Consider the following 6022-nt stretch of genomic DNA (forward strand, 5'->3'; position numbering starts at 1 on the left):
CTTGCGTTGCAATTTGGCCAGCTTCTTTTCATGTTTTCGGAAAGCGTTGGGCGCTGGGATTTTTTCGCCGTCGGAAAGGATGGCGAAATGAGTCAGGCCCAGATCAATGCCAATTTTTTCCGCCACCTCGGGTTTGGCGCTCACCACGTCGTCGCACAGCAGGCTGACGAAGTAGCGGCCCGCCGCGTCTTTGCTGACCGTCACCGTCGTGACTTTGGCCGCTGGCGGAATCTGACGCGACCAGCGCACATCCAGCGGTGCGTCCATCTTCGCCAACTTCAGCGACTCTCCATCCCAGCGGAACGCGCTGGCGGTGTATTCCGCCGACTGGTGGCCGCCCTTGCGCTTGAACTGTGGGTAACGCCCACGTTTGGCAAAGAAGTTGCCGAATGCTGTTTGCAAATGCCGCAGCGCCTGCTGCAACGGCACGCTGGACACGTCGTTGAGCCACGCATATTCGGGCTGCTTTTTGAGCAAGGTCAACGCGGCAGACGTGGCGTTGTATCCCATGCGCTCTTGCCGCTGCTCCCATGCCTCACTGCGCAGCCGCAGCATGTGGTTGTAGACCACGCGCACGCAACCAAACGTCTGGGCCAAGAGGATTTCTTGCTCAGGCGTTGGGTAAAACCGGAAGCGGTACGCGCGCTTGATGTCCATGCGCGCAATTTACACGAAAACCATCCCATCCACCCAGAAGATAGCCAACCTAAAAAGGAGCGGAAACAGGGGCTTGCTGTGCAAGCCGCGCTATCCCTCCCCGGCATGAATGCCGGGGTTTCCCGCGCAGATTGATGAAAGTGATCGACATTTTGCGCGTCAAGGGCGGTACCTTGTACACCGTGTCGCCCAACGAGACCCTGGTGCACGCCATCGAGACCATGTCGCAGTTCGACATCGGCTCGCTGGTGGTGATGGAGGGCGGCACCCTGGCGGGCATGCTCACGTTCCGCGAGGTCATCCACACCGTGGCCCAGAATGGCGGCCAAGTGCGCGAATGCAGCGTGCGCGACGTGATGGACGCCAGCCCCACCGCCTGCAGCCCCGACACCGAACTGGAGCAAGTGCGCCCCATGATGCTGGAAAAACACACCCGCTACATGCCGGTGATGGACGGCAAGATGCTGATGGGCGTGATCAGCTTCTACGACGTGGCCAAGGCGGTGGTGGACGCACAGAACTTCGAGAACAAGCTGCTCAAGGCCTATATCCGCGACTGGCCCAAGGCCGACGAGGACGGCAACATCGACACCGCCATCTGACGCTGGTGCCGCCTGCGTGGCAGCAGCGGGCTGGGGGATAATGCGCGCATGAGCGGCAACACCTTTGGAACCCTATTCGCTGTCACCAACTTTGGTGAATCCCACGGCCCGGCCATTGGCTGCGTGATCGACGGCTGCCCGCCGGGCTTGCCGTTGACCGAAGCCGACATCCAGCCCGATTTGGACCGGCGGCGGCCCGGTACCAGCAAGTTCGTCACGCAACGCAACGAACCCGATGCGGTGCAAATCCTCAGTGGTGTGTACGACGGCCACACCACCGGCACGCCCATTTGCTTGCTGATCCAAAACACCGACCAGCGCAGCAAGGATTACGGCAATATCCTGCAAACCTTCCGCCCTGGTCACGCCGACTACGCTTATTGGCACAAGTACGGTATCCGCGACCCGCGCGGGGGGGGCCGCAGCTCGGCCCGCCTGACCGCGCCGATGGTGGCTGCCGGTGCGGTGGCCAAAAAGTGGTTGTTCCAGCAATATGGCACCACCTTCCAAGGTTGCATGACGCAGATTGGCGACCTCGCCATCCCGTTCGAGAGCTGGGAGCACGTGCCCAACAACCCGTTTTTTGCGCCAGTGGCCGATGTGTCGGCGCTGGAAGCCTACATGAACGGGTTGCGCAAGAGCGGCGATTCGTGCGGTGCGCGCTTGCGCGTGACAGCGCAGCACATGCCGGTGGGTTTGGGCCAGCCGCTGTTTGACAAGCTGGATGCCGACATCGCCTACGCCATGATGGGCATCAACGCCGTCAAGGGCGTGGAAATTGGAACCGGTTTTGCCAGCGTGGCCCAGCGCGGCAGCACGCACGGCGATGCGTTGACCCCCGCAGGCTTCGCCACCAACCACTCGGGGGGGGTGTTGGGGGGCATCAGCACCGGGCAAGATCTGGAAGTCAGCATCGCTATCAAGCCGACCAGCTCGATTTTGGTGCCGCGCGACTCCATCGACGTGGCAGGCGCGCCGACCGAAGTCATCACCAAAGGCCGCCACGATCCGTGCGTGGGCATCCGTGCCACCCCGATTGCTGAGGCCATGCTGGCGCTGGTGGTGATGGAGCACGCCTTGCAACACCGCGCGCAGTGCGCCGATGTGCGCGTTCACACGCCCGACATTGCTGCGGCCCAGCGCGGCTGAAGGGCCGCTTGAGCGCCATGCCCGCGCAGCGCCGACAACTGTGGCCCTTTGCCGCGTTGTCGGCCAGCTATTTTGCGCACATTGGGTTTTTTAACCCGTACCTGCCGCTGTGGCTCAAGGAGCTGGGTTACAGCCTGGTCGTCATCAGCGCCCTGACGGCGTTGCAGTCCGGCACCCGGTTGTTTGCGCCTTATTTGTGGGGCTGGTTGAGCGACCACACCGGGCACCGGGTCTGGCTGATGCGCTTTTGCGCCACGGTGGCGCTGCTGGCCTCGTTGGCGTTGGCCATGCCGTGGGGCGTGGCAGGCGTGGTGGTGGTGTTGCTGGTCATGTTTACCCACACCAGTGCCATGATGCCGATGAGCGAGGCCGCGTTGGCGCAAATTGTCAGCCACGGCGAGGGCGGGTTTGATGCCAAACGCTATGGGCGTATCCGGCTGTGGGGATCGCTGGGTTTTTTGGTCACGGTGATGCTGGCCGGGGCTTGGTTCGAGCGTTACGGCATGGGCAGTTTTCCGCACTGGACGGCGGGCACGCTGCTGCTGGTCACGCTCAGTGTGTGGTGGATGGCGGATCAGCGCGACGCCGCCCACCACGCCAGCCCGTCGGTGCCGCTGGGGCCGGTGTTGCGCCAGCCGGTGGTGCGCTGGTTTCTGGTGTCGGTGTTCTTCCACATCCTGGCGCACATTTTTGTTTATATTTTTTTCTCGCTCTACCTCGACAGCCTGGGTTACAGCAAGACCGTGATTGGCCTGCTGTGGGCCGCCTCGGTGGTGGTGGAGATAGGCTGGTTCTTCACCCAAGGCCGCTGGATGCCGATGCTGCGCCTGCAACGCTGGCTGCTGCTGGCGGCGGTGCTGATGGCGTTGCGCATGGCCGTGACGGCGGGCTGGGCCAGCTGGTGGTGGGTGTTGGTGCTGGCACAGGCGGTACACGCCATCACGTTTGCGGCGCACCATTCGGTGTGCATTGCGTTGTTGACGCAGTATTTTCCGGGCCGCTTGCGCGGGCGTGGCCAAGCCATGTACGCGGTGGTGGGCTATGGTCTGTCGGGGGTGCTGGGTGGGTTGGCCGGGGGGTGGATCAGCGCCCGTTGGGGGTTGCAAACCGTGTTCTGGCTGGGGTCGCTGGCGGCGGTATTGGCAGCGGTGGCGGCGTGGCGCATGCCTGTTGCGCCAGCGGTGCCCAACGCTTGAAAGCTTGGCCGGTACAAAAATTGCTTGTCCGTCTGAATGAAGAATGTCTGTGTTGTGATGTCCGCCCCTTCCGAGTGTGAGTTCAGTACCTGTAGCCTCAACACCGCGTTGCCGGTGAACCGCGATCGGGTGCTTGATACCCTGATCAACAATTTGGACGGCATGGCCTACCGTTGCCACAACGATGCCGCGTGGACGATGTTGTTCGTCAGCCAAGGCTGCTTTGCGCTCACAGGTTACCAGCCCCAAGATTTGTTGCTGCACGGCAGCGTGACCTGGGAGCAAATCACCTGGCCCGCCGACCGTGCCCACGTGCGCGCCACCATTGAACGGGCGTTGGCGACCGGGGAGCGGTTTACGGTCGAATACCGCATCGTGACCCGCAGCGGCGACGCCAAATGGGTGCTGGAGAAAGGCATGGCCGTGCCCGACGAAACCGGGCGCTGGGTGATTGAGGGTTTTGTGCAAGACATTACCCAAATTAGGTTGGTGCAGCAGGCGTTGGAGCACGCCGAGCAGCGTTACCGGCACATTTTTGAGCACGCTTCCGAGGGCATCTTCCAAACCTCGCAAGAAGGGCTCTATTTGGCCGCCAACTTGGCTTTGGCGCAAATGTACGGCTACGCCACCCCACAGGCGCTGATGGAGGGCATGAGCAATCTGGAACACGGCTTGTACGTGGACGCTTCGCGCCGCCATGAGTTTTGCCAGCTCATGGCCTTGCACGGCAAGGTGCTAAATTTTGAGTCCGAGGTGTACCGCTGCGACGGCACGCGCATCTGGATTTCCGAAAACGCCCATGTGGTGCGCGATGGTACCGGCCAACTGGTGTGCTACGAAGGCACCGTGCAGGACATCACCGAGCGCAAACATTACCAGCAGCAACTCGAACGGCAGGCCAACTACGATTTCTTAACCGGCTTGCCCAACCGCAATTTGCTGGCCGACCGGCTGGAGCAGGCCATTTCACGTGTCCAGCGTTCGGGTGACTTTTTGGCGGTGGTGCTCATGGATCTGGACGGCTTCAAGTTCGTCAACGACACATTGGGCCACGCCGCCGGTGACGAGTTGTTGGTGGTGGTGGCACAGCGTTTGCGCCACAGTTTGCGCAGCTCCGACACCGTGGCCCGTCAGGGGGGCGATGAATTTGTGTTGGTGCTCAACGGTGGCGAACACATTGAAACCACCATTTCGCTGCTCGACCGCATTCTGGACGTGGTGCGCCAGCCCATCGAATTGCAGGGGCGCGAATTGCAGATTGGGGCCAGCTTGGGCGTGGCCTTGTACCAGCACGGGCACGACAACGCCGAAACTTTGCTCAAGCACGCCGACATGGCCATGTACGCGGCCAAGAAGCGCGGGCGCAACAACTTCCAGTTCTTCAGCCCCGAGTTGAACCACATGGCACAAGAGCGCCTGACGCTGGAAAGTGCCATGCGTGTGGCGCTGGAAAAAGACGAATTTCAAGTGTATTTCCAGCCCAAAGTCAACGCACAACGGCGCATGGTGGGTGTGGAGGCGCTGGCGCGTTGGCACAGCGACCAACTGGGTTGGGTGGGGCCCGACCGTTTCATTCCAGTGGCCGAAGAAACCGGGCTCATCGTGCCGTTGAGTGAGCAGATCTTCCAGAAAACCTTTCAAGCCGCCGCCGCTTGGCCCGATGTGCATGGCCAGCCGGTTCGGGTGTCGGTCAACCTGTCGCCGCAACTGTTTGGTTGCGACGATTTGGTACAGCGCATCGACGCGGCTTTGCGGTGTGCGGGTTTGCCGGCGCACCGCGTGGAGCTGGAAATCACCGAAGGCGTGTTGGTGGATGATACCGAGCGCGTGATTCAGGTGTTGCACCAGCTCAAGCAACTGGGGGTGAGCCTGTCGATGGACGACTTTGGCACGGGTTATTCGTCGTTGTCATACCTGCGGCGTTTGCCGCTGGATGTGATCAAGATCGACCGCTCCTTGGTCACAGGATTGGAGCACGCAGAGGACGCGGCCATGATCGCCGGTGCGGTCGTCTCACTGGGGCAAAGCCTGAACAAAACGGTGGTGGCCGAAGGGGTGGAAACCCAGGCGCAATTTGATTTCTTGTCGCGCCAGGGTTGCCATGAATTTCAGGGCTACTTGTTCTCCAAACCGTTGCCCTTGGCCGAATTCAACCTTTGGTTGTAGCGTCCAGTCGGAACACCTGCACCGAAGTCACCAGTTCGCAGGCCTGTTCCTTGAGCCGTTCGGCGGCGGTGGCCATTTCTTCTACCAGTGCGGCGTTTTGCTGGGTGGAAGCGTCCATGTTGCCAATGACCCAGATTGAGCGGCAAGCCTCGGGGTTCAGCCCGAGGTTCGAGCGATCAGGCCGGGACGGCCTGTTGTCTTTTGTGTAGCCGACCCGTATCATCGTCGGCGTGAACACCACCACCAAAACCC

At 61.5% G+C, this 6022-nt stretch carries 6 protein-coding genes; 4 read left to right on the forward strand and 2 right to left on the reverse strand.

The window, feature by feature from the left end; genetic code table 11:
* On the reverse strand, positions 1-657 hold a 657-nt coding region (locus CON76_RS01300; protein WP_145995290.1), incomplete at its 3' end, for an RNA-guided endonuclease InsQ/TnpB family protein.
* Between the two features lie 134 nt (positions 658-791).
* Between CON76_RS01300 and CON76_RS01305 the strand changes: the two genes are divergently transcribed.
* The 4 genes from CON76_RS01305 to CON76_RS01320 are packed head-to-tail and all read left to right on the forward strand — an operon-like array spanning position 792 to position 5770.
* Complete coding sequence (locus tag CON76_RS01305) at positions 792-1259, forward strand: CBS domain-containing protein (protein WP_101101333.1); 468 nt, start codon at positions 792-794, stop codon at positions 1257-1259.
* 48 nt (positions 1260-1307) lie between these two features.
* Positions 1308-2408 carry a chorismate synthase gene (gene aroC, locus CON76_RS01310; protein ID WP_101101335.1) on the forward strand — a complete coding sequence of 367 codons (1101 nt, stop codon included), beginning with the start codon at positions 1308-1310 and terminating at the stop codon, positions 2406-2408.
* Positions 2409-2425: 17 nt separating this feature from the next.
* Entirely contained in the window at positions 2426-3604 is a 1179-nt protein-coding gene (locus tag CON76_RS01315; protein WP_101101338.1) for an MFS transporter, read from the forward strand.
* Positions 3605-3661: 57 nt separating this feature from the next.
* Positions 3662-5770 carry a putative bifunctional diguanylate cyclase/phosphodiesterase gene (locus CON76_RS01320; protein WP_101101337.1) on the forward strand — a complete coding sequence of 703 codons (2109 nt, stop codon included), beginning with the start codon at positions 3662-3664 and terminating at the stop codon, positions 5768-5770.
* On the opposite strand, the gene CON76_RS13240 is transcribed toward CON76_RS01320, so the two are convergent.
* Positions 5754-6022 (reverse strand): hypothetical protein (locus tag CON76_RS13240; protein ID WP_205758155.1); only part of this gene is annotated, 269 nt, incomplete at its 5' end. The genes CON76_RS01320 and CON76_RS13240 overlap by 17 nt on opposite strands.

Origin of the sequence: Macromonas bipunctata, from assembly GCF_002837135.1 — a bacterium.
GTDB lineage: Bacteria > Pseudomonadota > Gammaproteobacteria > Burkholderiales > Burkholderiaceae_C > Macromonas_A > Macromonas_A bipunctata.